Origin of the sequence: Futiania mangrovi (assembly GCF_024158125.1) — a bacterium.
Taxonomy (GTDB): domain Bacteria; phylum Pseudomonadota; class Alphaproteobacteria; order Futianiales; family Futianiaceae; genus Futiania; species Futiania mangrovi.
This window is the reverse complement of sequence record NZ_JAMZFT010000001.1, coordinates 614755-635070: the sequence shown is the minus strand read 5'-3', so window position 1 is coordinate 635070 and position 20316 is coordinate 614755. Positions and strand designations below refer to the sequence as shown.

At 69.4% G+C, this 20316-nt stretch carries 21 protein-coding genes; 6 read left to right on the top strand and 15 right to left on the bottom strand.

What is annotated here, in order from left to right:
* The first annotated feature begins 11 nt into the window (after positions 1-11).
* A complete protein-coding gene (locus NJQ99_RS03140; RefSeq protein WP_269331340.1) occupies positions 12-779 on the top strand; it encodes a crotonase/enoyl-CoA hydratase family protein in 768 nt (255 codons plus the stop codon).
* A 32-nt stretch (positions 780-811) separates the two neighbouring features.
* On the opposite strand, the gene acuI is transcribed toward NJQ99_RS03140, so the two are convergent.
* Positions 812-1795: an acrylyl-CoA reductase (NADPH) gene (gene acuI / locus NJQ99_RS03135; RefSeq protein ID WP_269331339.1), complete on the bottom strand. Its 984-nt coding sequence runs from the start codon at positions 1793-1795 to the stop codon at positions 812-814.
* Between the two features lie 276 nt (positions 1796-2071).
* On the opposite strand from acuI, the gene NJQ99_RS03130 reads away from it, so the two are divergent.
* The 3 genes from NJQ99_RS03130 to NJQ99_RS03120 all read left to right on the top strand — a co-directional run bounded on the left by NJQ99_RS03130 (position 2072) and on the right by NJQ99_RS03120 (position 4181).
* The gene (locus NJQ99_RS03130; protein WP_331283244.1) at positions 2072-2599 is read left to right on the top strand and encodes a fasciclin domain-containing protein; all 528 of its coding nucleotides are present in this window, start codon (positions 2072-2074) and stop codon (positions 2597-2599) included.
* Positions 2600-2818: 219 nt separating this feature from the next.
* The gene (locus tag NJQ99_RS03125; RefSeq protein ID WP_269331338.1) at positions 2819-3220 is read left to right on the top strand and encodes a helix-turn-helix domain-containing protein; all 402 of its coding nucleotides are present in this window, start codon (positions 2819-2821) and stop codon (positions 3218-3220) included.
* 16 nt (positions 3221-3236) lie between these two features.
* The gene (locus NJQ99_RS03120; protein ID WP_269331337.1) at positions 3237-4181 is read left to right on the top strand and encodes a 1-phosphofructokinase family hexose kinase; all 945 of its coding nucleotides are present in this window, start codon (positions 3237-3239) and stop codon (positions 4179-4181) included.
* A gap of 39 nt (positions 4182-4220) precedes the next feature.
* Here NJQ99_RS03120 and NJQ99_RS03115 read toward each other — a convergent pair whose 3' ends face one another.
* From NJQ99_RS03115 to NJQ99_RS03105, 3 genes are all read right to left on the bottom strand, one after another.
* Positions 4221-4412: a PLDc N-terminal domain-containing protein gene (locus NJQ99_RS03115; RefSeq protein ID WP_269331336.1), complete on the bottom strand. Its 192-nt coding sequence runs from the start codon at positions 4410-4412 to the stop codon at positions 4221-4223.
* Between the two features lie 98 nt (positions 4413-4510).
* The gene (locus NJQ99_RS03110) at positions 4511-4951 is read right to left on the bottom strand and encodes a Fur family transcriptional regulator (protein WP_269331335.1); all 441 of its coding nucleotides are present in this window, start codon (positions 4949-4951) and stop codon (positions 4511-4513) included.
* A gap of 121 nt (positions 4952-5072) precedes the next feature.
* On the bottom strand, positions 5073-6113 hold the full coding sequence (locus NJQ99_RS03105) for a Fe(3+) ABC transporter substrate-binding protein (protein ID WP_331283243.1): 1041 nt from the start codon (positions 6111-6113) through the stop codon (positions 5073-5075).
* A 197-nt stretch (positions 6114-6310) separates the two neighbouring features.
* Here NJQ99_RS03105 and NJQ99_RS03100 point away from each other — a divergent pair, with 197 nt between their 5' ends.
* On the top strand, positions 6311-8107 hold the full coding sequence (locus tag NJQ99_RS03100) for an acyl-CoA dehydrogenase (RefSeq protein WP_269331334.1): 1797 nt from the start codon (positions 6311-6313) through the stop codon (positions 8105-8107).
* Positions 8108-8114: 7 nt separating this feature from the next.
* On the opposite strand, the gene NJQ99_RS03095 is transcribed toward NJQ99_RS03100, so the two are convergent.
* From NJQ99_RS03095 to NJQ99_RS03070, 6 genes are all read right to left on the bottom strand, one after another.
* Positions 8115-8972, bottom strand: coding sequence for an HpcH/HpaI aldolase/citrate lyase family protein (locus tag NJQ99_RS03095; RefSeq protein ID WP_269331333.1), 858 nt, complete (start codon positions 8970-8972; stop codon positions 8115-8117).
* On the bottom strand, positions 8972-9433 hold the full coding sequence (locus tag NJQ99_RS03090) for a MaoC family dehydratase (RefSeq protein ID WP_269331332.1): 462 nt from the start codon (positions 9431-9433) through the stop codon (positions 8972-8974). The genes NJQ99_RS03095 and NJQ99_RS03090 overlap by 1 nt, the downstream gene beginning before the upstream one ends.
* Before the next feature lie 120 nt (positions 9434-9553).
* The gene (locus NJQ99_RS03085) at positions 9554-10873 is read right to left on the bottom strand and encodes an MFS transporter (RefSeq protein ID WP_269331331.1); all 1320 of its coding nucleotides are present in this window, start codon (positions 10871-10873) and stop codon (positions 9554-9556) included.
* Between the two features lie 57 nt (positions 10874-10930).
* The gene (locus NJQ99_RS03080; protein ID WP_269331330.1) at positions 10931-12556 is read right to left on the bottom strand and encodes a GMC family oxidoreductase; all 1626 of its coding nucleotides are present in this window, start codon (positions 12554-12556) and stop codon (positions 10931-10933) included.
* Between the two features lie 33 nt (positions 12557-12589).
* Entirely contained in the window at positions 12590-13012 is a 423-nt protein-coding gene (locus tag NJQ99_RS03075; protein WP_269331329.1) for a hypothetical protein, read from the bottom strand.
* Between the two features lie 168 nt (positions 13013-13180).
* On the bottom strand, positions 13181-13921 hold the full coding sequence (locus tag NJQ99_RS03070; protein WP_269331328.1) for a Crp/Fnr family transcriptional regulator: 741 nt from the start codon (positions 13919-13921) through the stop codon (positions 13181-13183).
* 198 nt (positions 13922-14119) lie between these two features.
* Here NJQ99_RS03070 and NJQ99_RS03065 point away from each other — a divergent pair, with 198 nt between their 5' ends.
* Positions 14120-14896 (top strand): DUF2189 domain-containing protein, encoded by a 777-nt coding sequence (locus NJQ99_RS03065; protein WP_269331327.1) that lies wholly within the window; start codon positions 14120-14122, stop codon positions 14894-14896.
* Positions 14897-14901: 5 nt separating this feature from the next.
* Here the strand turns inward: NJQ99_RS03065 and ccoS are convergent, their stop codons facing one another.
* From ccoS to ccoP, 5 genes are read right to left on the bottom strand one after another with little or no spacing between them, the layout of a single operon-like run.
* A complete protein-coding gene (gene ccoS, locus NJQ99_RS03060) occupies positions 14902-15078 on the bottom strand; it encodes a cbb3-type cytochrome oxidase assembly protein CcoS (RefSeq protein ID WP_269331326.1) in 177 nt (58 codons plus the stop codon).
* Positions 15075-17387, bottom strand: coding sequence for a heavy metal translocating P-type ATPase (locus NJQ99_RS03055; protein ID WP_269331325.1), 2313 nt, complete (start codon positions 17385-17387; stop codon positions 15075-15077). The genes ccoS and NJQ99_RS03055 overlap by 4 nt, the downstream gene beginning before the upstream one ends.
* Positions 17375-17878 (bottom strand): FixH family protein, encoded by a 504-nt coding sequence (locus NJQ99_RS03050; RefSeq protein ID WP_269331324.1) that lies wholly within the window; start codon positions 17876-17878, stop codon positions 17375-17377. The genes NJQ99_RS03055 and NJQ99_RS03050 overlap by 13 nt, the downstream gene beginning before the upstream one ends.
* A gap of 2 nt (positions 17879-17880) precedes the next feature.
* Positions 17881-19407, bottom strand: a complete 1527-nt coding sequence (gene ccoG / locus NJQ99_RS03045; protein ID WP_269331323.1) for a cytochrome c oxidase accessory protein CcoG — start codon at positions 19405-19407, stop codon at positions 17881-17883.
* Positions 19408-19444: 37 nt separating this feature from the next.
* Positions 19445-20314, bottom strand: a complete 870-nt coding sequence (ccoP, locus tag NJQ99_RS03040; RefSeq protein ID WP_269331322.1) for a cytochrome-c oxidase, cbb3-type subunit III — start codon at positions 20312-20314, stop codon at positions 19445-19447.
* Between the last annotated feature and the right edge of the window lie 2 nt (positions 20315-20316).

Below are 20316 nucleotides of genomic sequence, written 5' to 3'. Positions count from 1 at the left end.
GAGGGCGCGCCATGACCGTCCGCTACGAGACCGACGAGACCATCGCCATCGTGACCATCGACCGCCCGGACCGGCGCAACGCCGTCGACCGGGACACGGCGGAGGCGCTGGTCGCCGCCTTCACGCGCTTCGAGGAGGACGAGACGCTGACCGCCGCCGTGTTCACCGGCGCGGGCGGGGTGTTCTGCGCGGGCGCGGACCTGAAGAAGGTGTCGGAGGGCGCGCTCAACCGGGTCGAGGAGGATGGGCCCGCGCCCATGGGCCCATCGCGCATGCTGCTGAGCAAGCCGGTGATCGGCGCGATCGAGGGGTTTGCCGTCGCGGGCGGGCTGGAGCTTGCGCTCTGGTGCGACATGCGGGTCGCGGCGCGCGACGCGGTGTTCGGCGTCTATTGCCGCCGCTTCGGGGTGCCGCTGATCGACCTCGGCACGGTGCGGCTGCCGCGCCTGATCGGGATGAGCCGGGCGATGGACATGATCCTGACGGGACGGCCGGTGTCGGGGGAGGAGGCGCTGTCCTTCGGCCTCGCCAACCGGCTGGTCGAGCGCGGGCAGGCGCTGGCGGAGGCGGTCAATCTCGCCAAGTCGCTCGCCATGTTCCCGCAGACCTGCCTGCGCAGCGACCGGCTGTCGGCCCATGAGCAATGGGCGCTCGGCTGGGAGGAGGCGTGGAAGAACGAGCTTGCGCGCGGGCGCGCGGTGCTCGCCTCCGGCGAGACGGTCGCGGGCGCGACCGCCTTTGCACACGGCAAGGGCCGCGGGGGCCGGTTCGGGGACTGAGCCGCCCCTGCCCCACCCTCGCGGGTACCGGGTCAGACGCGGACGTTGACCACGACGCGGCCTCGGATCTTCCCGGCGATGATCGCCTGGCCCATCTCCTCCGCCTTGGCGAGCGGCACCTCGACGGAGGTAAGAAGTTCGAGCTTGTCGCGCTCCAGATCGCGGTCGAGCCGCTCCCACGCCATGCGGCGGCGCGAAAGGGGCGCCATCACGCTGTCGATGCCCGCGAGCGTCACGCCGCGCAGGATGAAGGGCGCGACCGACCCCGGAAGGTCCATGCCCGCCGCCAGCCCGCAGGCCGCGACCGTACCGCCGTACTTCGTCTGCGAGAGCGCGTTGACGAGCGTTTTCGAGCCGACGCTGTCGACCGCGCCTGCCCACCGCTCCTTCGCGAGCGGCCGGGGGTCGCCCTCCAGCTCCGCCCGGTCGAGGATGGCGCTCGCGCCCAGCGACTTGAAATAGCTCTCCTGGTCGGCGCGGCCGGTGGAGGCGATCACCTCGTAGCCGAGTTTCGAGAGCAGCGCGATGGCCGTGCCGCCGACGCCGCCACCCGACCCAGTGACGAGGACGGGGCCCTTCTCGGGCGTCACGCCGCGCTCCTCCAGCGCCATGACGCAGAGCATCGCCGTGTAGCCCGCCGTGCCGATCGCCATGGTCTGGTAGGCGCTGAAGCCCGTGGGCTTGCGGATCAGCCAGTCGCCGTTGAGCCGCGCCTTCTCGGCAAGGCAGCCCCAGTGCGTCTCGCCCACACCCCACCCGTTCAGGATCACCTCGTCGCCCGGCTTGAAATCCTTGTGGCGGCTCTCGATCACCGTGCCCGCACCGTCGATGCCGGGCACCATCGGCCACTTGCGGATGACCGGGGCCTTGCCGGTGAAGGCCAGGCCATCCTTGTAGTTGATGGTCGAATAGGCGACCTCGACCGTCACGTCGGCTTCGGGCAGGCCCGCCTCGTCGATCTCGGTCAGCGTGTTGGTCTGTCCGGCGTCGGATTTCTCGATCAGCCATCCCCGCATGGTCGCGCTTCCTCTTCTTGTCCGCCGCCCGCCACGGGGCGGCCCGTCTCCCGTTTGGCCAAGGTCTACAGGCGCAGGGCGCGCACGTCCATGCGGCCATGTGCACTTCTGTCGCAGGCCATGCGCGCTTTTTTGCAGGCGCGTGTGTGATCCACCCGGGGACGGGCCCCGTAAGACTACGCAAAACTTAACGAAAACAATCGCCTGCGGCCGCCAGACATGGTTTGCGCGGCAACAGGAGAGGTACGTCCAACAGACCCCAGAGGGAGAATATCCATGATCCGCACGCTTGCCGTTTCGCTCGCCGTCCTGATGTCGGCTGCGACCGCCGTTCCCGCCATGGCCGGGTCCGCCGCCAAGCCGGAGACCATGCAGGTCGCCGCCATGAAGAAGGACATCGTCGACACCGCCGTAGGCGCGGGCTCGTTCACCACGCTCGTCGCCGCCGTGCAGGCCGCGGGCCTCGTCGACACGCTGAAGGGCGACGGTCCGTTCACGGTCTTCGCGCCGACGGACGAGGCGTTCGCCAAGCTGCCGGCCGGCACGGTCGAAAGCCTGCTGAAGCCGGAAAACAAGGACAAGCTGGTCCAGATTTTGACCTATCACGTGGTTCCGGGCGAGGTGACGTCGAGCGCGCTCGCGGGCAAGGAGCTTTCGGTCGCCACCGTCGAGGGCTCCGAGGTTGCCGTGAACGGCACCGGGACCGGCGTGACCGTCGACGGCGCGAACGTCGTCAGCGCCGACATCATGGCGTCGAACGGCGTGATCCACGTGATCGACACCGTGATCCTGCCGGGGAGCTGATCCCGGCGAACGTTTCGGGGGACCGGGCGCGCGGTCGCGTCCGCCCCCACACCGCTTCCTTCCAGACTGGCCGGTCCCTTTGGGGGGCCGGCCTCTTTTTTTGCCCCTCGACCGTGGGCGGGTCGCATCAGCCCGCCGCCGGGTCGGTTCCGGGCCGCGGGGCAGGCCGGGCAGGCTGTAGGCTTGATCTCACCGACCGGCCCGGGGGATGCTGAGACCATGACCGAGACGACCACGATTTTCGACGGCGCCGATCCCGCGGAGGAAAGCGCCGGACGGCGGCTCGCCGCCGCGCGCGGGGCCGCAGGCCTCACCCCCGCCCAGCTTGCCCGCCGCCTCGGCGTGCGCACCCGCACACTGCACGACTGGGAGGCCGGGCGGTCGGAGCCCCGCGCGAACCGGCTCTCGATGCTCGCAGGCATGCTGGGGGTCAGCCCGACATGGCTGCTGACCGGTCGCGGCGAAGGGCCCGCCGCCCCCGTCGCGCGGGAGGAACTGGCGCTGCTGCAAGCCGACCTGCGCGAGGTGGAACACCTGCAGGGCGCGCTCGCCACCGCGATGGCGCGGGTGAAATCGCGTGTCGCCAGGCTCGAACAACAACTGGCGGTAGAAGCGGACTGACGCTAGAACGGCGGACATGTCGCCGATCATCACACTCACGCTGAACCCCGCGGTCGACGTCGCGCTGACGGCCGACCGCCTGGAGCCCGATCAGAAGATCGACTGCCGCAACCCCGTCTACCACCCGGGGGGCGGCGGCATAAATGTCGCCCGCGTCGTGCACCGGCTGGGCGGCGCGACGCTGGCCTGGTTCGCGGGCGGCGGGCCGGTGGCGCGCCTGCTGCACGGCCTGCTCGACGACGAGGGCGTGCCGAGCCGGATGCACGAGATCGCGGCCACGACGCGCCAGAACATCTCCGTCACCGAATCGGAGACGGGCAATCAGTTCCGCCTGGTGCTGCCCGGCGCGCCGGTGGAGGAGATGGAGATGTCCATGCTCCTCGACCGCCTGTGCCGGATGAAGGCCTATGGCGATATCGTCGCGGCGAGCGGAAGCCTGCCGCCGGGCGCGCCTGCCGACACCTATGCCCGCGTCGCGGCCTGCGTGCACGAGCAGGGCTCGCGCTTCGCGCTCGACACGCGCGGGCCGTCGCTGCTGGGGGCGCTGGGCGCGCCGCTTTGGCTGCTCAAGACGAACGAGCGGGAGATGACGGAGGCGGGCCGCGCGCTGCACGGCGAGGACGACTGGCGCAAGACCGCTCGCCGCATCGTCGCCGAGGGCAAGGCGGAGATCGTCATGGTCTCGCTGGGCGCGGGCGGGGCCGCCGGCTTCACGCGCGAGGCGGAATACATCGTGACCGCGCCGAAGGTAGAGCCGGTGAGCACGATCGGCGCGGGCGACAGCTTCATGGGCGCGGCACTGCTGCGCTTCTCGCACGGGCGCGACCTGCGCGACGCGCTGCGCCTGGGCGCGGCGGCGGGCACGGCGGCGGTGCTGACGCCCGCGACCGAACTGTGCCGGCCCCGCGACGTGTGGGAAATCCTGCCGGAGGTCGCGGTCCGCGAGGGGGTGGAGGGCTGAGCCCACCCCCGCCTGCCACAACCGCGGGGCAGAGAGGCCTCAGCGCGCGCTGCGCGGCCCGAAGATCAGCCAGGCGATGAAGCCCAGAAGCGGGAAGATCAAGATCGCCACGATCCACATGACCTTGGCGCCGGTGCTGACGCGCGACTGGATCACGCTGACGATGGCCCAGATGTTCAGGACCAGCAGGATCAGTCCGATTATGCCCGTCCAACCAGACGCAAACCCCATAAGTCTACTCCATTGCGAGGGTTACGAAGGCCCGCCGCGACCGGCGGCACCCATACTCAACGGCCGGGCCCCGGACTGCGTTCCGGGGCCTCCCGCCGCTACTTCTTGACCGGTACGTCCTTGGCGTCGAGAGGAACGGCGTAAAGCTCCAGCCGGTGATCGACGAGGCGGTAGCCCAGCTCCCGCGCGATTCGCTCCTGCAGCCGCTCGATCTCCTCGTTCACGAACTCCACGATCTCGCCCGACTGCAAATCGATGAGGTGGTCGTGATGATCCTCGCCCGCCTCCTCGTAGCGGGAGCGGCCGTCCTTGAAGTCGTGCCGCTCGATGATGCCGGCCTCTTCCAGCAGGCGAACCGTGCGGTAGACGGTGGAGATGGAAATGCGCCGGTCGATGGCGGAGGCGCGGCGGTGCAGCTCCTCCACGTCCGGGTGGTCATCGGATTCCGCAATGACGCGCGCGATCACACGGCGCTGCTCCGTCATGCGGAGGCCCTTCTCGTCGCACAACCGCTCGATTTCCCGCGTCAGATCGCCCATGCCATACCCCGGAGATCCAGTCTCGTCTCTCCCGCAAACATAACGGTCCGGCAGGTGGTGTAAACCCGCCGGACCGCCGATGTGCGTGGATAAGCCGTTGCAGACGCCGCGCGCGGCGCGATCAGGAGGACGGACCCTCGTCGAACTGCACCTTGTCGACGAGCTTCACGGCTTCCGCCTGGAACTCCGCGATGCGGTCGAGCGCGATGTCGTCCTCCATGAAGTCGCCCCAGGCCTTGACGATCTCGGCCTGCTCGACGCCCGGCTTGACCGGGTATTCGTAGTTCGCCTCGGCGTAGATCTTCTGCGCCTCGTCGGTGACCATGAACTCGAGCAGCTTGAGCGCGGCCCCGGCGTTCGGAGCGGACTTCACCATCACCGCGCCGGACACGTTCATGTGCGCGCCATAGGCGTCCTGCGCCGGGTAGACGAGCTTCACCTGCTCGGCCACCGCGCGCTGATCCTCCGACGCCAGCATGCCGCCATAGTAGTAGGTGTTGCCGACGGCCACGTCGCACTCGCCCGCCGCCACAGCCTTGATCTGGTCGCGGTCGCCGCCTTGCGGCTTGCGCGCGAGATTGGCCTTCAGGCCGCGCAGGAACTCCTCGGTCTTCTCCACGCCATCGCGCGCAATCATCGCGGAGAAGAGCGCGATATTGTAGGGATGCTGGCCCGAACGGATACAGATGCGGCCCTTCCACTGCGGATCGGCCAGATCCTCGTAGGTGTCGAGGGCGCCTGCCTCCACCCGCTCCGGCGCCACGAAGAACACGCGCGAGCGGCTGGTCAGGCCGACCCAGTGCCCCTCGCCGTCGCGGAACTTCGCGGGGATGGCATCTTCGAGCACACCGGACTGCACGGGCTGGGTGACGCCCGCTTCCTTCATGCGGATCAGCAGCCCGACCTCGGGCGCGATCACGAGATCGGCCGGGCTGTTCGCACCTTCCGCCTGGATGCGCTCCAGAAGGCCCTTCTTGGCGAACAGGACGTTGACCTTGATCCCGGTTTCGGCGGTGAAGCGGTCGAAGATCGGCTCGATCAGCTCCGGCTGACGGTAGGTGTAGACATTCACCTCGTCCGCCGCGCTCGCAGCCTGGTGCGCGGCGCCGGCCAGGAACGTTGTGGCCGCGATCATCGCGGCGCCGACTTTCATGCCAAACATGTCATCTCCTCGGGGTTACGTGAGGCGTAGAAAGGGCAACAGCAATTGCCTGTAGTTCTCAATACCAGTCCATATGATCAGTTGCAAGCGGTTTTCAATAGCGATGGGGCGCTTCCGACGGCCATGGACCGCGCCCCCCTGCCCGGCTAGCTTTTCCCCAACCGACAAGAGCAAGCACACGAGACCGGGAAACCGCCATGACCGATCCGATGCCGACCGCGCGCGAGATGGAATTCCTGCTGCACGACTGGCTGCGGGTCGCGGACCTCGCCTCCCGCGAAGCCTACGCCCACGCGGACCGGGAAACCATCGGCCAGACGTTGGACCTGGCCCGCGCGCTGGCAGCGGACCGCTTCTGGCCACACTTTGCGAAGGCCGACGCGGAGGAACCGCGCGTCGGGAACGGCCGCGTGCGCCTCGTGCCGGAGGCCGCCGACGCCATCGCCGCCTTCCGCGATGCAGGCTTCTTCGGCATGAGCTTTGCCGCCGAGGACGGCGGCCTCGCCCTGCCGTGGGTGGTGACGCAGGCGGTCTGCACGCTGTTCTCCGCGGCGAACCAGGCGACCTTCGCCTATCCCTTCCTGACCATTGCAGCGGCGAATCTGCTCAAGGTCTTCGGTACGGACGCGCAGAAGCGCCTGTACATGCAGCCGATGATCGAGGGGCGCTTCTTCGGAACCATGTGCCTGTCGGAACCGCATGCGGGCTCCTCGCTTGCCGACATCCGCACGCGCGCGGTTCCCGCGGGCGACGGCACCTACCGGCTGAAGGGCACCAAGATGTGGATCTCGGGCGGCGAGCACGAGCTTGCGCCCAACATCGTGCATCTGGTCCTTGCCCGGATCGAGGGCGCGCCCGCGGGCGTGAAAGGCATCTCGCTCTTCGCCGTGCCGCGCTACCGCCTCGACGCGGACGGCAATCCGGGCGAGGCGAATGGCGTGACGCTCGCCGGGCTCAACCACAAGATGGGCTATCGCGGGACAGTCAACACGCTGCTGAATTTCGGCGAGGACGCGGACTGCATCGGCACGCTGGTGGGCGAGGAGCATCGCGGCCTCTTCGCCATGTTCCACATGATGAACGAGGCCCGCCTCGGCGTCGGACTGTCGGCGGCGGCACAGGCCTGTGCAGGCTACCGGATCTCGCTCGACTACGCCCGCGAGCGCACGCAGGGCCGCCCGGTCGACGCGAAAGACCCTGCCGCCCCGCCCGTGCCGATCATCGCGCACGCCGATGTACGGCGGATGCTGCTCGCCCAGAAGGCCTATGCGGAGGGCGGGCTTGCACTCGGCCTCTGGCTCGCGCGGCTGATCGACGAGCAGAAGACAGCGGAGGATCGGGCGGAACGGGCCCGGCTTACCGGCCTTCTCGACCTCCTGACGCCGGTCATGAAGGCCTGGACCTCGCATTACGGGCTTGAGGCGAACTTCTGGGCGATCCAGATCCTCGGCGGCGCGGGCTACACGCGCGATTTCCCCGTCGAGCAGCTTTACCGCGATAACCGGCTGAACCCGATCCACGAGGGGACGAACGGCATCCAGGCCATCGACCTTCTGGGCCGGAAACTGGGCCTGCGCGATGGCGCGGACTGGCGGGAGCTTGGGAAACTGGTGCGCGCGACGGCGAAACGCGCGGAGGGCGGCGGCCTCGCGGACCTCGGCGCAGCGCTGGCCGCGGCGATGGACACCGCCGACCGGGTGGCCGTGACGCTGGCAAAGCGCGGCGCGGCGCAGGGGGCGGGCGCGATGCTCGCCAATGCATGGGACTTCCTGCGCCTCGCGGGCCACACCGTCATCGCGTGGGTGTGGCTGGAGCAGGCGCTCGTAGCGCGCGCGAGTATGGACGAGAGCGCGGGCGGAGCCACCTACCTTCAAGGCAAGATCGCCGCCGCTCGCTGGTTCTTCGCGCACGAACTGCCGTTCGTGGAGGCGTGGGCGGCCATGCTCGCCGCCGGGGACGCCCCGCACCTGGACATCCCCGACGACGGGTTCTGAGGCCCGCTCAGGGCGCGAGCAGCAGCAGCCGCTCCGCCAGGCGCAGGTGCGGGCGGTCGATCATCTGGCCGTCGAGGTTCAGCACGCCCGCGTCCGGCTCGGCATCGAAGGCCGCCTTGATCCTGCGCGCCCAGGCAAGCTGCTCCTCCGTCGGCGTATAGACGCGGTTGATCACCTCGATCTGCGCCGGATGGATCGCGCATTTCGAACCGAAGCCGATATCGCGGCCGGCGATCGTCTCCGCCTCGAGCCCGGCAAGGTCACGCGTGTCGGGGTAGACGGAGTCGACCGGCAGGACACCCGATGCGCGCGACGCGAACAGGCACATGTTGCGGGCATGGAGGAAGGGCGCGAGATACTGCCCGTCCGCCCCGTGCTTGACCTGCGCCGAAAGCGAGGCCGAGAGATCCTCCGCTCCCCAGGTCATGGCGGCAAGGCGCGGGTGGACGATCTTCTGGCCCAGCGACAGGACCGCCTCCGCCGTCTCGGTCGCGACGGTGAAGATGCGGGTCGCACCATCCTCGATCCCGTCCCGCGCCTCCAGCGCCGATAGCGCAATGGCGAGCCGGTCGACGTCCCCCTGCCCCACGGCCTTCGGCAGCATGATGCCGTCGGGCTTCGCGGACATGACGGCGGCGAGGTCGCCGAAAGTCATGCCCGTATCGAAGGCGTTGACGCGCACGAACAGCGCGACGCCCTTGCCCCGGTTCTCCGCCACGAAGGCGGGCGTGATCTCGCGCGCGGCGTCCTTGCGGCTCAGCGCGACGCTGTCTTCCATGTCGACGATGAGGGCATCGGCGCCCGTGCCCATGGCCTTGCCGAGTTTCTTCTCGCTGTCGCCCGGAACGAAGAGAAAGCTGCGCATCACACGGCCTCCTGCGGCTTGCGCTTCATCAGGCCGGTGCGGACGCAGCTTGCGACCAGCTTGCCGTCCTGGTTGAAGCCCTCGTGCAGGAACTCCACGAGCCCGTTGTGCGGGCGCGACTTCGACGCGCGCACCGACTTCACCGTCGTGCGGACCCGCAGCGTGTCGCCGTGGAAGACCGGGTTCGGGAACTTCACCTCCGTCATGCCGAGGTTGCCGACGGTCGTGCCGAGCGTCGTGTCCGCGACCGTCATCCCGATCAGCAGCCCCAGCGTGAAAAGCGAGTTGACGAGCGGCTTGCCGAACTCCTCCCCCGCCGCGAAATGCGCGTCGATGTGCAGCGGCTGCGGGTTCAGCGTCATGCACGAGAACCACATGTTGTCGGCCTCGGTGATCGTGCGCGTCAGCGCATGCTCGAACACCTGGCCCGGCTCGAACTCCTCGAAATAGAGACCGCGCATCCCGTTCCTCCCCATGTTTCGTCCCATGTCGCGTGCATGCAGTTTCCCATGCGTGCGCTCATGTCGCGCGTGGGCAAAGCGCTTGTCAAACGCGATGGGCCGCAGACGCGCGCAAGGGCCCTATGCGCCCGGGCGGGTCGCATCGCCCTCCTCGTCCGAGGGATGCTCGCGCGGTTCGAACGGCGGGGGGAGCACCTCGTCGACATCGAAGTCGGGCGGGGTGTCGGGGGCTTGCTGCTCCGGCTCGACCGCGACCATCACGGCCGCGGCGTTGGCGAGGCTGAAATCGGTCTTCTCTTCCTGCGCCGGTGCCGCGCGCACCCGCATCCGCGCCGCCACGAACACAGCGAGCATCACCTGCATCGCCGCGGTGAAGGCGAACAGCCCGAAGGCGCCCGCCCCCTCCATCACCAGCGAGGCGCCGATGGGTCCCACGACCGAGCCCGCACCGTTCGCCAGAAGCAGCCCGGCCGAGGTCTCCACCGCCTCGCCCGGAGCGGCATGGTCGAAGGCGTGCGCCGCCGCGATCGCGTAGCCCGGCAGCGAAGCCGCACCGAACAGCGCGCCCGCCACCATCAGCGGCAGTCCGAACCCGCCGAGGAACAGCACGCCCGACACGACCGCCGCCGCGAGGCATATCCCCATCAGCACGAGCCGCCGGTCGATCCGGTCGGAGACACGCCCCAGCGGATATTGCATCAGCGCCCCGCCGGCGACCGCCGCGCTCATGAACACCGCGGCGGTGTTCGCATCGAAGCCCGAACCCGTCACCGCCGTCGGCCCCAGCGACCAGAAAGCGCCGTTGAACAGCCCGACGACGAAGCAGCCGACCACCCCCACCGGCGAGGAGCGGTAGAGCTTCACCGGCCGGATCCTCACCACCTCGATCGGCGCGGGCGCGGCCGCCCGGCTCAGCGTGATCGGGACCGAGGCGACCGATACGAGGATCGAGGCGATGGAGAACAGCGGGAAGAGCGCCGGGTCGTAGGTCACGATCAGCAGTTGCCCGACCGCGATCGCCGCGAAATTGACCATGATGTAGACCGACATCACGAGGCCGCGCGTCTCGTTCGTCGACCGCTCGTTGAGCCAGCTTTCGATCACCAGATAGAGGATCGCGAAGCAAAACCCCGTCGCGGCCCTCAGGGCCCACCAGGCCACCGGGTCGACCCACAGCGGATGGATGATCGCCACCGCCGAGGCGAGCGCGACGAAAGCCGCGAACGCGCGGATGTGCCCGGCCCGGCGCACCAGCCGCGGCCCCAGCACGCAGCCAGACACGAAGCCGACGAAATAGGCCGAGCCCATGATGCCAATGGCGACGCCGGAGAAGTTCTCGATCGCCGCACGGATCGGCAGCAGCGTCGTCTGCAGGCCGTTGCCCATCAGCAGCAACCCGACGCTGACCAGCAGGGCGACGACGGACCCCAACGCACTCATGACCTGGTACTCATCCCTTGCCGCTCCCGCTTGCCGGGCGCCGGGTGCGGGCGGCCCTCAGGCCACCGCGCCCGCGCGCGCCCGCCGGTCCTGCCGGATCATGTCCGCCGCCTTCTCCGCGATCATGATCGTGGGCGCGTTTGTGTTGCCGCTGGTGATCGCCGGCATGATCGAGGCGTCGGCGACGCGCAGGCCCTCGATCCCGTTCACGCGCAGGCGCGGGTCGACCACCGCCTCCGCGTCCGGCCCCATGCGGCAGGTCCCGACCGGGTGGAAGATCGTCGTCGAGATGTCGCCTGCCGCGCGCGCAAGGTCGGCGTCGCTCTCGATCTCCGGGCCGGGCTTGAACTCGACCGGATTGAAGCGGCGCAGCGGCTCGGCCGCCGCGATCCGCCGGGTCAGCCGGATCGAGTCCGCCGCCACCTGCCGGTCGGCGGCCGTGGCCAGGTAGTTCGGCTGGATCGCGGGCGGCGTGCGCGGGTCGGCGCTGCGGATGCGGACGTGGCCGCGGCTTTCCGGGCGCAGGTTGCACACGCTGGCCGTGAACGCCGGGAAGGGATGCAGCGGCTCCCCGAACTTCTCCAGCGACAACGGCTGGACGTGGTATTCGAGGTTCGCCGTCTCGTAGGCCTCGGAGGACTTCGCGAACGCGCCCAGTTGCGAGGGCGCCATGCTCATCGGGCCGGACCGCGTCAGGATGTATTCGAGCCCGATCCCGATCTTGCCCAGCAGGCTGTTCGCCCGCTCGTTCAGGGTTTTCGTGCCGCTGACCTTGAAGGCCAGCCGGATCTGCAGATGGTCCTGCAGGTTCTCGCCCACTCCCTCGCGCACCAGCACTGGCGCGATGCCGTGTTCGGCCAGCAGGTCCCCCGGTCCGACGCCCGAGGATTGCAGGAGCTGTGGCGACCCGATGGCGCCCGCCGCCAGCACCACTTCCCCGTCGGCGTGCGCCACCGCGGGCTCGCCGTCGCGCCACAGTTCGACGCCCGTGCAGCGCTGTCCCTCGAAGACAAGGCGGCTTGCCTGCGCCTGCGTGACGACGCGCAGGTTCGCGCGCCCCTCCGCGGGCTTGAGGAACGCCTTGGCGGTGTTCTGCCGGATGCCCTTGTTCTGGTTCACCTGGAAATAGGCCGAGCCCGCGTTGTCGCCGCGGTTGAAGTCCCGGATCTTCTCGATCCCGACCGTCTCGGCGGCGTCGCGGAAGGCATCCAGGATCTCCCACCGCAGGCGCATCTCCTCCACCCGCAGTTCGCCGCCCGCCCCGTGCAGGTCGTCGGCGCCCAGGACATTGTCCTCCGACCGCTTGAAATAGGGCAGAACGTCGTCCCAGCCCCAGCCCGTGTTGCCAAGCTGGCGCCACCCGTCGTAGTCGCGCGCCTGGCCGCGCATGTAGATCATGCCGTTGATCGAGGAGCAGCCGCCCAGCACCCGCCCGCGCGGATAGCCGAGGCTGCGCCCGTTGAGGCCCGGCACCGGCTCCGTCTCGAAGCACCAGTCGGTGCGCGGGTTGCCCATGCAGTAGAGGTAGCCGACGGGGATGTGGATCCAGACGTAATTGTCCCGCCCGCCCGCTTCCAGCAGCAGGACCTTCACCTCCGGATCGGCGGACAGGCGGTTGGCGAGCACGCACCCCGCGCTGCCTGCCCCCACGATCACATAGTCGTAGTGTCCGAGGTCCTGCACGTGCCCGCCGTCCCTTTCGCCCGCGCGGCGGGCCTAGCGCGTGAAGTCGATGCCCGCCCGCGACGTCGTGGCAATGCGCGCGATGCAGCCGTCGGCGTCCTTGCCGCCGATCTGGCATTGGGTGACGTCGTTCAGGTGCACCCGCCCGATCGCCGTGCACTGCACCGCGGGGATGACGAAGCGCTTGATGACCGTGCTAGACGCGCGGATCGGGGCGACGTCCACCGTCAGCGGCTGCACGATGATGCCGTCTGCATCGAACAGGTAGGTCTCGAGCCGCAGCCCCGTCACCGGCTGCTCCAGCCCGTTCTTCAGCACCATGTATGCGAGGCAGCCGTTTTCCTGCGGCTCCAGCTTGTTCAGTTCGATGTCGATGTCCGCGGCGGCAGCCCCGGCGGCGGACCCCGCGACGATGGCGAGTGCAGTCAGCGTGCGCGCCAGCACGTGCTTGATCATGGGCAACTCCTTCCCCCTTTGAGGAACGCATCCTGAAATGCCGCGTGGCGTCCCGGCCGCACGGCGTGGTCGTCCGGTAGCTTGGGAGAGACCGCCGCGCCGATCAAGCCCCAAGGCCCTGCGCAGGCGGGGGCGGCCGCGGGGGCCGGCGCACGCTGCCCGCGGGGCTCACGTACCCGTCATGTCCTCCAGGCGGGTCCGGTCCAGCAGGCGGATCATGTGCGCCCGCTCCAGCGAGATCAGCCCGTCGCGCTGGAAGGCAGACAGGGTCCGGCTGACCGTCTCCAGCGTCAGGCCGAGATAGTCCGCGATGTCCGCGCGGGTCATGGCGACGGGGAACGTCTCCGCGCCGTCGAAGCGTTCCGACAGGCTCATCAGGAACGAGGCGACCTTCTCCGCCGCGGTCTTGCGGCCCAGCAGCAGCATCCGCTCCTGCGCCAGGTCGACCTCCTTCTCCATCAGGGCCAGAAGCTGGTCCTCGATCTCCCGGTGTTCGCGCATCAGCTTGTCGAGGCGCGGCTTCTCGAACCGGCAGAGGCAGGCCGCCGTCATCGCCTCGGCCGTGTAGCCATAGGCCATCCGCGCGCCCAGGCCGACAAAATCTCCCGGGAACAGGAAGCCCGTGATCTGGCGGCGTCCGTCGGGCAGCATCTTGGACAGGCGCACGATCCCGCGGGTGATGTTGTAGACCGCCGTCACCGGGTCGCCCTCGACGAACAGGGTCTCGCCCTGCTCCACGCCGATCGTGCGCGAGATCGATTCGACCGCCTTCAGCACGGTGTCGTCGACCACGCCGCAGATCGTGACGTGCCGGACGCCGCACGAATGGCAGCGAGAGGACGGCCCGCCCTTGACCGCTGTCACCACACCGTCCGGCGCAGCCACCGAAACTTCCGATCTGTCACTCATGTCGTCCCAGCCTTCCAGCCGTGTCCAGCCACGCCAGCGATGCGGCGCACAAATCATTCAACACGACATATGCAATTTTGCCAACAGAACGCCGGCAGCGCGTTGGCGGTGTGCGCCTACGCAGAGAAACTTATCCCCGCACGCTTGTTTTACGGTAGCATGACTTGTGCAGAACAACACAATGCAGGGAGGTTACGGATGAGTGCCATAGATACCGGCGCATCGGGCCGCATGGCAACGGTTGCAACGCTTCCCAACGAGGCGCCCTGGGCCTGGCTTGCTGCCGGGTGGCGCGACCTGTGGACGCACCCCGGTCTCAGCATCGGTTACGGGCTCGTCTTCACGGCTGCGTCCTTCGTCATCCTCTACGGCCTCGTGTGGAGCGGCATCGCCGCCCTCTTCCTTGCACTGGCGGGTGGCCTCCTGCTGCTCGGGCCGATGCTCGCCGTCGGCCTTTACGAGAAGAGCCGGCGTCTTGCGGGCGGGGAGCACGTGTCAGCCGGCTCCATCGCCCTCGTGAAGACGCGCTCACCCGTGTCGCTTGCCTTTTTCGGCGTCGTTCTGCTGCTCGCCTATTTCTTCTGGATGCGGGTGGCCTATCTGCTCTTCGCGCTGTTCTTCAGCGGCACCGGCTTTCCCCCGATGTCGGAGTTCGTGCCGACGCTGCTCTTCACGACGCACGGCCTCGGCCTGCTCGTGGTCGGGACCGGGGTCGGCGCCTTCTTCGCCGCGGTCGTGTTCGCCATCAGCGTCGTCTCCGTCCCGATGATGGTCTCGCGCGAGGTGGACACGCTCACCGCGGTCGTCACCAGCATCCAGGCGGTGGTGCGCAACCCTGCTCCGATGCTGCTGTGGGCGGTGCTGATCGCCGGAATCATGGCTCTCGGCGTGGTGACATTCTTCGTCGGGCTGGCCGTCGCCTTCCCGCTGATCGGGCACGCGACCTGGCACGCCTACAAGGCGACCGTTCACTGAGGCGATCAGCGATCCTGCCGGGGCGGGCGCTGCTCCTCCGGCAGGTCGTCGTCCTGCAGGATGCGGCGTGCCGCGCCGTCGAGGTCGTCGAACTGGCCGCTCTTCAGCGACCACAGGAACGCCGCGAGACCCAGGAGCCCCAGGAACAGCGCGATCGGCACGAGGATCAGAAGGATGCTCATGCCCGTCCCGCCCTCCGCTCAGCGCCGCGGCCGAGGCGCAGCGCGTTGAGCGTTACGCACACCGACGACGACGACATTGCCACCGCCGCGATCAGCGGCGTCACGTATCCGGCCATCGCCAGTGGGATCGCCACGGCGTTGTAGCCGAAGCTCAGCGCGATGTTCTGCCAGACGAGACGGCGCGACCGCCGCGCGACCTCCATCGCCTCCGGCACCGCCGCCAGCTTGTCGCCCATGAAGATGATGTCGGCGGCCGTCTGGGCGAGGTCGGACGCACTCGACGGGCTCATGGAAACGTCCGCGCTGGCGAGCGCGGGGGCATCGTTCAGCCCGTCGCCTACCATCAGCACCTTGCGGCCCTCCGCCTTGAGGGCCGCGATCCGGGCGATCTTCTCCGCCGGGCTCAGGCCCGCCCCGGCGTCCGCGATGCCCAGCATGTCGGCAACCGGGCCGACGGCTTCCCGGCGGTCGCCGGAGAGCAGCAGCACGTGAACGCCCTCGTGCATCAGCCCCTGCACCACGCCGCGCACATCGTCGCGCAGCCGGTCGGCAAAGCGGAACCGCACCGCCCGCCCGTCGCCGAGGCCGAGCCAGATCTCGCTCTCGGCGCCGCCGGTCTCCTCCGCCGCCACCAGCCGCGGCCCGGCGAAGTCGCGCCGGCCGAGCCGCAGCGTGCGTCCGCAGCGCGTCTCCGCGACCAGTCCCTTGCCGGGCACCTCCTCGACACGCGCGAGTGCGTAGGGTGCGAGCGCCTCCACGCCCCGTCCCGCCGCGGCCAGTGCGCGCGACAGCGGGTGCGTGCTCGCCACCGCCATGCGCGCCGCCAGTGCCAGGTCGGCCGGCGAGATCGCATCGGCGCCCACAAGTTCCAGTTCGCCCGTGGTCAGCGTGCCCGTCTTGTCGAACACGACCGTGTCGACCTCGGCCAGCCGCTCCAGTGCGTCGCCGGAGGTGAGCAGCACCCCGCGCCGGAACAACCGGCCACCCGCCGCCACCTGTACCGCGGGCACCGCGAGCGCCAGCGCACACGGGCAGGTGACGATCAGCACCGCCACCGCGGTCATCAGCGCGTCCTCGATCCCCGCCCCGGCAATCAGCCAGCCCGCCAGCGTGACCGCCCCCAGGACATGCACCACCGGCGCATAGGCGCGCGCCACCCGGTCCGCGAGGCGGACATAGGCCGCCCGCCCCTGCTCGGCGTTCTCCATCAGGCGCGCGATCTCGGCCAGCAGCGAGCGGTCGTCGCGCGCCGTGACCGTCAGCATGAGAGCCGCGCCCAGGTTGATCGTTCCGGCGTGCACGGCCTCGCCCGCGGCAACGCGCCGGGGCACCGCTTCGCCCGTGATCAGGCTCGTGTCGATCAGCGCCTCGCCCGCAGCAAGCGTGCCGTCCGCCGGGATCCGCTCCCCATTGGCGACCATCACCCGGTCGCCGGGCACCAGGTCTTCCACGGCGACGTGGCGCGCGCTTCCGTCTTCCGCGATCCGCGTCGCCGCGCGCGAACGCAGGGCCAGCAGGTTCTGCGCCGCGGTCCGTGCCCGCGCCCGCACCCGCGTGTCGAGCACCCGGCCCAGCAGCAGGAAGAACAGCAGCGTCACGCTCGCATCGAAATAGACGTGCTCGCGCTCGAGGGCCGTCTGAACCAGGCTCATGCCCCCCGCCACCACGACCGCGAGCGAGATCGGCACGTCCATGTTCAGCCGGCGGCCCCGGATCGCGGCCCATGCGCTGCGATAGAACGGAAGGCCCGCATAGGCGATGGCCGGCAGCGCGATCAGCGCGGACATCCAGTGGAAGAACGCCTGCGTCGCAGGGTCCATGTCGCTTGCCTGGCCTGACCAGACCGCGACCGACAGCAGCATCACGTTCGCCGCCGCGAACCCCGCGACGCCGAGGGCGCGCAGCAGCGTGCGCATCTCGCCCGCATCCGCCGAGGCGAGCGCATCCGCATCGAACGGCCGCACGCGGTAGCCGCGCCCGGCAAGAGCCGAAACCGCCGCCTCCGCCGCCTCCCCGGCCGGTGCGGCCGCGCCGTCGAAGCTCAGGACCACCCGCCGGTTCGTGTAGTTGACGCGCGCCTGCGCCACTCCCGGTACGGACCGCGCCGTCGCCTCGATGTCGTGGATGCAGGCAGCGCAAGTCATGTTCTCGACCGCGAGGTTCAGCGTCGCCGCCCCCTCCGCCCCCTGGCGCAGGAACGCCTCCGCGCCCGCAACCGCGGCCACGGGTCTGTCCGGCAGGCGGCCCGCGTCGCCCGTGGGGCAGCAGTCGCCCAGTCCCGTCTCGACGCCGTCGATCAGTCCAGCCATATCCGGCGCCTCAGCGTGACGGGCGCGCCATCCGCCGTCTCGGCGGCCAGCGTGAAGTCCCATTGCCCGCGCAACGGCACGTCGGCGGCGGCCGAGAACCTGCCCGCGCCGCCCGCGGGCGTCAGAGTCAGCGCGACGTCGTGCGAGGTGTCGGCCGGGCGCATCAGCCGCGCCTCGACCTTGCGCAAGGCGACGCCCGTACCGGCATGGTCCTGCGCCGCGACCACGAACTGGTAGCGCCCGGGCCCAAGCTCCGCCGTCTCCAGGCCCAGGTTCAGGTCCAGCGCGGCCTGCCGCTCCGCCTCGGCGATGCGCTCGTTGAACTTCAGCCCGTACTTGTAGCCGGCCTGCGTCTCCAGCCCCGGAAACGTCTGGATCGCCTTGGTCAGGAAGATGCCGTTGACGATGAAGATGACGCTGAACGCGCCGATCATGCCGAACAGCACGTGCCTGCCCGTGATGCGGAAGCCGCCGGTCCCATTTTCAGCCATGCTCATCGTTCCGGCCCCCGGAAGGTGGTTTCATAGGTCGCACTGCGCTCGCCGCCGATCTCCTCCAGCCGCACCTCCAGGTCGCTCACCTCGCGTCCCGGGTTCGGCGCCGCGACGAACAGCCGCGCGTCCAGCAGGTCGTCGGCCGGCACGGTCAGCGTGTCGCCCTCGTGCCCGCCCAGCGCGATCGTCGCGCCCTCGACGCCGCTGACGCTCACGCGGAACTCCGCGGGGCGGTGCAGCTTGTTGATGATCTTCAGCGTGTAGGTGTTGCGGATCGACCCGTCTGACAGCGTGACGAACAGCGGGTTGCGCTCCCGCAGGACATTGAGGCTCATCGTGTCGCGGGTCGCCAGCGTGAACGCCATGATCACCGCGACGACGGCGATCGCCGCCGCATAGACGACGGTGCGCGCCCGCACGTACGGCACCTGCGACAGGCGCGTCGCCTTGCCCGTCGCGAGGCCGGCGTGCGTGTCGTAGGCGATCAGGTTCCGCGGGCGGCCGATCCTGTCCATGATCTCGTTGCACGCATCGATGCACAGCGCGCACTGGATGCATTCGAGCTGCGCCCCGTCGCGGATGTCGATGCCCGCCGGGCAGACGACGACGCACTGCTTGCAGTCGATGCAGTCGCCGCGCCCTTCCCACGGCTCGCCCTTGCGATGGGGGCCACGCGGCTCGCCCCGCCATGCCCGATAGCTCACCAGAAGCGAATGTTCGTCGAACATCGCGCCCTGGATGCGCGGCCAGGGGCACATGTAGGTGCAGACCTGCTCGCGCGCGAGGCCGCCCAGAAGATAGGTCGTGGCGGCGAAGATGCCGACGAACAGCCAGGCGATGAACGGCGCGTCGAGGGTCAGGAACTCCATGGCAAGCGTGGGCGCGTCGCGGAAATAGAAGACGAACGCACCGCCGGTCACCACGCCGACCATCAGCCACAGGAAATGCTTCAGGCTGCGCTTGAGGATCTTCTCCCCGTTCCACCGCTGCTTGTCGAGGCGGATGCGCGCGTTGCGGTCGCCCTCCACGAAGCGCTCGATGGCGATCATGAGGTCGGTCCAGACCGTCTGCGGGCAGGTGTAGCCGCACCATACACGGCCCGCGATGGACGTGACCAGGAAGAGAGCGAGCGCCGCAAGGATCAGCAGGCCCGTGATGTAATAGACTTCCTGCGGCCAGATCTCGATGAAGAAGAAGTAGAATTTCCGGTTGGGGAAATCGAGCAGGACCGCCTGGTCGGGCGCGTTGGGGCCGCGGTCCCATCGCACCCAGGGCAACAGATAGTAGATGCCGAGCGTGACCGCCATCACCACCCATTTCACGTTCCGGAAGATGCCGGTGGCGCGCTTGGGGTGGATGCTCGGACGGCTCGCATAGAGCGGGCGGGCCTCCGCCTTGTTGACCGCTTCGACCTCGTGACGCCCGACGCCGGGGGCGGCTTCCGCCGCGCCCCGGTCTGCCGGTTTCGCGCCGGCGGCTTCCGCCGCCGCCTTGTCGGCCAGGTCCTGAAGCCCTTCGGCTGCCATGCCTCTTGCCCTTCCCTACGCGACCCAGGCGCTTGCGCTACTGGCCGCCGCCAAGCTCGTGCACATAGACGGTCAGCTGCTTGATCGTCTCAGGCGACAGGCGCCCGCTCCACGCCGGCATGACGCCCGCGCGCGAGTGCGTGACCGTGTGGACGATGTCCGCCTTCTGCCCGCCGTAGAGCCAGATGGCGTCCGACAGGTTGGGCGCGCCCAGCGCCGTCATGCCCTCGCCATTCTCACCATGGCAGGCGGCGCAATTGTCGGCGAAAATTGTCGCACCCGCCTCCGCGGCCTGCTGGTTCGTGGCGTTGCCGCTCAGCGACAGGACGTATTCCGCCACCTGGTCGATCTCCTCGCGGCTGAGGATCTGGTCGACGCCGAACGCTGGCATCTCGCTCACCCGCGCGTCCGGGTGTCCGGACCGGATCCCCACCTCCAGGGTGGTGTGGATGTCGTCGAGCGTGCCGCCCCACAGCCATGCGTCGTCGGCGAGGTTGGGATAGCCCGGCGCCCCTTCCGCACCGGCGCCGTGGCAACCTGCGCAATTGTCGCCGAAGGACGCGCGCCCGCCGGCCATGGCGAAGCGGCGCAGGTCTTCGTCGCCGACGATCTCCTGCAGGGAGGCCTCGCGGATACGCTCCACGAAGCCCGCCTGCGCGGCCTTCGCCTGCTCGACCTGCTCCATCACCCGCTCGCGCTGGGAATAGCCCCAGATGCCCCGGGTGTAGTCGGCCGCCAGCGGCCACGCCGGGTACACGATCCAGTAGCCGATCGACCACACGATCGTCGCGTAGAAGACATAGAGCCACCACTTCGGAAGCGGGGTGTTCAGTTCCTTGAGGCCGTCCCACTCGTGACCCGTGGTCTCGGTGCCCGTGACGTGATCTCTTTCGCGCTCGTGCGCCATGT

What these genes read in the sequence shown, in the direction of transcription:
- NJQ99_RS03065 (WP_269331327.1), top strand. Translation starts at nt 14,120, where the DNA reads ATGAGTGCCATAGATACCGGCGCATCGGGCCGCATGGCAACGGTTGCA.
- ccoG (WP_269331323.1), bottom strand. Translation starts at nt 19,407, where the DNA reads ATGGCAGCCGAAGGGCTTCAGGACCTGGCCGACAAGGCGGCGGCGGAA.
- NJQ99_RS03085 (WP_269331331.1), bottom strand. Translation starts at nt 10,873, where the DNA reads ATGAGTGCGTTGGGGTCCGTCGTCGCCCTGCTGGTCAGCGTCGGGTTG.
- NJQ99_RS03125 (WP_269331338.1), top strand. Translation starts at nt 2,819, where the DNA reads ATGACCGAGACGACCACGATTTTCGACGGCGCCGATCCCGCGGAGGAA.
- ccoP (WP_269331322.1), bottom strand. Translation starts at nt 20,314, where the DNA reads ATGGCGCACGAGCGCGAAAGAGATCACGTCACGGGCACCGAGACCACG.
- NJQ99_RS03090 (WP_269331332.1), bottom strand. Translation starts at nt 9,433, where the DNA reads ATGCGCGGTCTCTATTTCGAGGAGTTCGAGCCGGGCCAGGTGTTCGAG.
- NJQ99_RS03100 (WP_269331334.1), top strand. Translation starts at nt 6,311, where the DNA reads ATGACCGATCCGATGCCGACCGCGCGCGAGATGGAATTCCTGCTGCAC.
- acuI (WP_269331339.1), bottom strand. Translation starts at nt 1,795, where the DNA reads ATGCGGGGATGGCTGATCGAGAAATCCGACGCCGGACAGACCAACACG.
- NJQ99_RS03110 (WP_269331335.1), bottom strand. Translation starts at nt 4,951, where the DNA reads ATGGGCGATCTGACGCGGGAAATCGAGCGGTTGTGCGACGAGAAGGGC.
- NJQ99_RS03095 (WP_269331333.1), bottom strand. Translation starts at nt 8,972, where the DNA reads ATGCGCAGCTTTCTCTTCGTTCCGGGCGACAGCGAGAAGAAACTCGGC.
- NJQ99_RS03075 (WP_269331329.1), bottom strand. Translation starts at nt 13,012, where the DNA reads ATGATCAAGCACGTGCTGGCGCGCACGCTGACTGCACTCGCCATCGTC.
- NJQ99_RS03115 (WP_269331336.1), bottom strand. Translation starts at nt 4,412, where the DNA reads ATGGGGTTTGCGTCTGGTTGGACGGGCATAATCGGACTGATCCTGCTG.
- NJQ99_RS03055 (WP_269331325.1), bottom strand. Translation starts at nt 17,387, where the DNA reads ATGGCTGGACTGATCGACGGCGTCGAGACGGGACTGGGCGACTGCTGC.
- NJQ99_RS03130 (WP_331283244.1), top strand. Translation starts at nt 2,072, where the DNA reads ATGATCCGCACGCTTGCCGTTTCGCTCGCCGTCCTGATGTCGGCTGCG.
- NJQ99_RS03140 (WP_269331340.1), top strand. Translation starts at nt 12, where the DNA reads ATGACCGTCCGCTACGAGACCGACGAGACCATCGCCATCGTGACCATC.
- NJQ99_RS03050 (WP_269331324.1), bottom strand. Translation starts at nt 17,878, where the DNA reads ATGGCTGAAAATGGGACCGGCGGCTTCCGCATCACGGGCAGGCACGTG.
- ccoS (WP_269331326.1), bottom strand. Translation starts at nt 15,078, where the DNA reads ATGAGCATCCTTCTGATCCTCGTGCCGATCGCGCTGTTCCTGGGGCTC.
- NJQ99_RS03070 (WP_269331328.1), bottom strand. Translation starts at nt 13,921, where the DNA reads ATGAGTGACAGATCGGAAGTTTCGGTGGCTGCGCCGGACGGTGTGGTG.
- NJQ99_RS03105 (WP_331283243.1), bottom strand. Translation starts at nt 6,113, where the DNA reads ATGTTTGGCATGAAAGTCGGCGCCGCGATGATCGCGGCCACAACGTTC.
- NJQ99_RS03120 (WP_269331337.1), top strand. Translation starts at nt 3,237, where the DNA reads ATGTCGCCGATCATCACACTCACGCTGAACCCCGCGGTCGACGTCGCG.